Source organism: Trinickia sp. (assembly GCF_051961175.1).
Lineage (GTDB): Bacteria > Pseudomonadota > Gammaproteobacteria > Burkholderiales > Burkholderiaceae > Trinickia.
The window spans coordinates 1-5,215 of the sequence record NZ_JBQCDN010000427.1; the positions used below are offsets into that span (position 1 = coordinate 1).

The 5,215-nt window shown below is 59.4% G+C and carries 3 protein-coding genes; all 3 read right to left on the minus strand.

Annotated features, from left to right (window positions below):
• Positions 1-71: 71 nt before the first annotated feature.
• Complete coding sequence (locus tag ACTHL0_RS24175) at positions 72-2,432, minus strand: type VI secretion system Vgr family protein (RefSeq protein ID WP_440569572.1); 2,361 nt, start codon at positions 2,430-2,432, stop codon at positions 72-74.
• A 281-nt stretch (positions 2,433-2,713) separates the two neighbouring features.
• The gene (gene tssF / locus ACTHL0_RS24180) at positions 2,714-4,567 is read right to left on the minus strand and encodes a type VI secretion system baseplate subunit TssF (protein ID WP_440569574.1); all 1,854 of its coding nucleotides are present in this window, start codon (positions 4,565-4,567) and stop codon (positions 2,714-2,716) included.
• A gap of 22 nt (positions 4,568-4,589) precedes the next feature.
• On the minus strand, positions 4,590-5,215 hold a 626-nt coding region (locus tag ACTHL0_RS24185; protein ID WP_440569577.1), incomplete at its 5' end, for a type VI secretion system baseplate subunit TssF.

The following is a 5,215-nucleotide window of genomic DNA, read 5'->3' on the forward strand; positions in this document are numbered from 1 at the left end:
GCATCGTTCTGCTGCGGCTGTGCCGCCGAAAGAAAGGGAGGGCTGATAATCATGGAACGCTTGCAAGCTGATTAAAGTGAATGCGAGTAATCGTCGGTGGGTTTGCCCGTTCCGAACGGCGGGAAGCTAGGCATCTGCGCGTCGGCTCCCTGTTTGCTCCACTTGGGCGTTTTCTCAACGATCGGCCCCGGCGAGCCGTTGACGATTCCGTTGCCGTTGATTTGGATGTAAGAGCCGCCCGCACCAATCCAAACTTCCTTCGCAGCGGTGATGACGACCCTTCCGTCTGTACTGGAAATTGACAGGTCCTTGAGAGCCGCGAGCGCCATCTTGTCGCTTTGCGCCTGGATCTCGACTGTCCCTTTTGCCGCGAACAGTTTGATTCCCAGGGTCTGCGCAAAGAGACTGATCTTGCCGAGCACGCTCGCTAACAGCGATTTCTTTGCCGTAACCGACACACTGCGACCAGCCGTAAGCGCGATATGCTCGTCTCCGCTGATATGGACAGTCGCCGGCGTAGTTGCTTGCAGTCCACTCGCTCCGGCAAGCAGCAAATGCGGTGCGTTCAGTTCGGGAAACGAACCCGCGCTGCCGTTACCCGTATGGCCCTTGATGCCATCGACCTGGCTCCGCAACACATCAGCCACGCCGCTTTGATCGCCTGCGCTATCCTGCGCCTTGTGCTGTTGGGCCAATTTGCCCAGTTCATCGTGCTGCCGCTGCGCTTGTGCCAGACGCGACGCCGGTTCACTCACATCCGAAATGTGCGACTTGCCCTTTGGACGGGCCTCGGTGCTGACCAACATACCCTTAGCCGAGCGAATCGCACCTACAGCATCCGTGCGCAACTCAAACCCCTCGCCACGCACATCCTGCCGCCCCTGCCAATCCTCGATCCGTGTAATGCTCCCCAGCGATAACTGACTCGCCGCGTGATCGCTCCGTAGCTGAGTCTGAATGGCGTTGGCCGTATCATCAAAAACCAAATGATTGCTGCGCCCACCACCCCGATTGCCGGTGTTGCCCACGAGTTCACGACTACGAATGCCCGTCAGTGCCCGTTGATGCGGCAACCGCCACGCCGGCAGGTTCATCGCACTGCCCACGCGCCCCGTTACTAGGGGATGGTCAGGGTTCCCGTCGATCCATTGAACGATGACCTCGGAGCCGATCCGGGGCAGTGCGCTCATGCCTTGACTGCCGCCCGCCCAGCCGCTCGACACCCTCACCCACGTCGTGTACTTGCCCTCTCGATCCCAATGGAATTGCAGCAGCACACGCCCGTACTCGTCGGTATAGAGGCTCTCGCCCTCGGGACCGACCACGACCGCGGTCTGCGGTGCCAAGATGCGGGTATCGACGCTGTTGAATCCGCGCATCGGCCGCCACGGCGTCGTTTTCTTCACGCACGTAAATCGGTTGCTGTAGGTTGCCTGCGCACCGACACCCTGAAGGTAGTTGTTCGTCGCGACGTGATGCGCGAAAGTAATCAGATATTCATCGTCGAAATAGCTGACGCTGATTGAATGTCCGAAGTGGTCCGTCAATTGGAACCACCGCCCCGGCATGACGAAGCGGTTGTTGCCGGTGGCCTGCCACTGTCGAGCGATCGCCTCGATGGCTTCGATGCGGCGGCTGGTTTGCCACTCCCCCTCTTCCCAGTCGCGGTGCGCATACTGGCCCGCATAGTCGTACCACTCCAACTTCTGCTGCCCGCGATCACTCGCCCATGCATCCGTGCGCGCACCGATGAAACCGCCGGTACGCGCGTTCATATGGGGCATGGCCTTGAAGTCGGTGGTCGACTCGCCTATGTTCGTGGACGTGACTTGTTGAATGAACGACCACGATGCAATCCCGTCCGCTTCCTGTGAACCGGCTTTGCTCTGGTAAGGCATCTTGGGGCTTTCACCGTCGATGGCCGGCTCTTGGCGCGCTGGATCGGAGATGATCAGCTTGTGCTCCGTCGCCGTGTGCTCGTACCAGTAGCACAGCCCCATGTGTTCCCAGCGGCGGTGGACGTAGTTATGGTCGTGCTCGCCGAACTGGCACGCCATCGTCATCGACGGGTCCTTCTGGTAGACCTTCCACTGCCAGACCGCCAGCGTGCCGGAATCGGAGAAGATCGTGGCGGTTTGGCCACGGATGCTTTGATCCAAGAACAGCCGGGTGTTCTTGCGTAGTGTCAGATACCGGGTCCATGGGCCCATCTCGGCTTCGTAAAAAACGATGCCCCCGTCGGTGCGCACAAGCCGGAACGAGAAGATATGGCCGTTGAAATGCCGGTAGCTGCCGTCGTTGCGCAGCAATTTCACTGTGATGAGCTTGCCGACGAAGTCATTCGGATCGAGCTTGGCGTTATCCGACAGGATCTCGATCACGAATCGGAAATCGCGCGAGAGCGATTCCTCGCCTTCGAGGCGGTTGACCAACAGGATTTCGTACGGGGCATCGTCCGCTGGGAATGACAGCGTCAATAGCCGATTGCGTTGCATCCCCGTGGCGATCTTTCGAAGATCTTGGACAGACAAGTTCGTATTCATTGGCAAGCCTGACGAATAAGCCGGCATTCAGAGTCGCGCGATTCTACACACGTTTTCTTCAAACCCAATATCCCAAAGCATTGTTAGGATTGGGCGAAGGCTCGGGAAGCAAATGTTGCCGACACATTTATGGTTTGCGGCAATTATTTCCAATTCAACAACTCTGCTTTTCACAATAGCGCCGTCCCGCCCATCACCGGCTCACCTCGCCATAAAACAGTGCCGCTAGGACTACGGGATCCAATAACCAATTGAACAAAACTGTTGGACGGCGCGTACGGCGCAAAGAAGCGCTCCATCACGCGCGCGAACACGGCGACGCTATGCGCGACGAAGCGTTGCTCGTCGATTTCCAGCGTAACCTCGATCCCGCGCACCATCGCCGGCTGCGGCTTTCTCGCCATGAGTGTCATGACCGACCGGTGCTTTAAGCCCGTGATACCGTCGATGTGCTGCGCTTGTGAAGGGGAAAGTTGCGCGAATTGCTGAAACAGTTGCTTCAAGGCCGGCAACCCGGCCTGAGTCAATCGTAGTGCGTGCGGTGTCTGCTGACCGATGAGCCGCCAAAGCGCACCGTTCGTACGAGGCAGTTGAACGACCGCCGTCGACGCGTGGAGCAACACGACCTTCTGCGTGGAAGATTTCTTGGCTGCCAGCTGCATGTCCCCACCCGATGCGCCGAACGGCAACGAATGCGGCAGATTCCCGTTGGTACACGTCACGTCGGCTGCCAGTTTGTTCATCTCGGGCACCGGCTCCATGGGGCCGTCGGCGCCGTCAAGACGCAGCGCCGCAACGAGCCCGGTTTCTGACGATAAGGGGCCGCTGCGCTGTATGAAGGTCCATGTGGGGCCGGCATGACTGGTCATCAGTGCGGCCGATGAGCGCAGCCGATTGCCTTGCTCGGTGCAAACCTGATCGACCGACCAAACCTCGGTGTGTGCGTCATTCTTCGCCTGCGCGTGGATCGGCCACACACCACTTTGCCGATCGTACTTGAGCGAGACATCCTTCCTTTCAAATAGATTGACGACCGGCGTGCAGAACAACTTCAGGTGATCCGCCGATAGATGCGCGAGCTGCTGAGCAGCGCGCGAATTCGGCGCCATGCCCGCCACCACCCAATGCAGCGTCAGTTGTTCGTGCTGGGATTCACCCACCGATTCGCCTAGTGCAGCGGCACACACCGACGCCAAATCGATGTCGACAAAATGGAAGCGCTCGCCGTACGCGAAGTATTCCCCAAGCAGCCCGAACGGCTGGCCGGGCTCTTTGGCGTCTGTGACTAGCCAATCGTGCGGACCAAACCCCGCCGGCGCAACGGCAATCGTCGACAGCCTAGTCCAGCGTCCTTCACTGTCTTCGACATAAGCCCTCGCCGTGCGCATCAGCAGGGTATCCATCAGCGCCGCGACCACTGACGGTTGGCCGGCGAGATGGACACGTAGTGTGGGTGGAGCAGCCACATCGAGGCGGCTGCCAATCTTGGCCGAGCGGAAAGTCACAGAGAGCATGCCACTCGCATCGGGAGGCAGCCTGACGTTAAGCGGAGCCGTTGGCGTGGACGCATACAGGGCTCGAGTGATTTCCACCGGCGCCAGCACGACGTCATACGTGGTTCGAAACAAGCACCCGCCTTCCGCCGTCTTCAACTGTGTCCCACGCGCAATCGGGACCGATTCGGTCAAGCTGTCGAACACCCCTTTCATGTCGAATTGTGCGACCGAGTATGCCGGGAAGCGCCGAAGGTACTGCGGGAAGGTGGGTTCGATCAGTGACTCGGACAACTCGGGATAGTCGTCATCGATCTTTGCGCTGTGGCGGGCGTGCAAAATGGCGGTCGATTGCACCATGCGCTCCACGCCCGCGTCGTCCGAACGCCCATCGCTATTGATCGACAAGCGCGACGCCGCCTCTGGATTGCGCTGCGCGAACGTGCGCAAGTTCCGGCGCAAAATCTCGAGTTCTTGCTCGTAATAATGCCGAAGGAGATCGTCGTCGAACTCGTCGTGGTTTGTCGTCATCGAAAAATATCTCCTTCTTCCATCACCCGAGAATCAAGTCGCAGTTGCGCGGCTGGCATCGCACGATCTCTTCGCCCGTATGCTTCGAGATGACGATCAACTGAACGAAGCTGTTCAATTCAACGTAGTGACCGAGAAATGCGTTGATCGCCCCCACGAACGTCGCGATGCTGGTCCCGATGAAATGGCGCTCATCGATGGTCAGCCGCATTTCGACGCCCCGTACGGGCGTCGCGTACGGTTTGCCGGGCAACTCCAGCACGGCATTGCGCGTCTTGACGCTGACAATCCCATTGATGTGGCGGGATGACACGGCCGAGCGCCGTACGTCGTACAACACCAGCGCCGCCTTGAGCGCGTCGACACTCATATCGGCAAGCGAGAGATGGGCAAGCGCAAGGTGCGTAGCGAACCGCAAACGCAAGGCGTCGCTGCGTTCGAAGCGCATCGTCTGCGTTGGACGGCGCAGCATCGCGGCACTGATCGACCGGCCACCATGGTCGTCGCTGTCCCGCAAGAACAAGTCACCGCCCGGGAGCCCGACGGCGAGTCTCGACGGCAGATTGCGGTTCGTGCACGTCAACTCGAGACTCAACGTATCGGTCTGCGACGCCATCGGATCGAAATTAGTATCGATCACCGAGATCT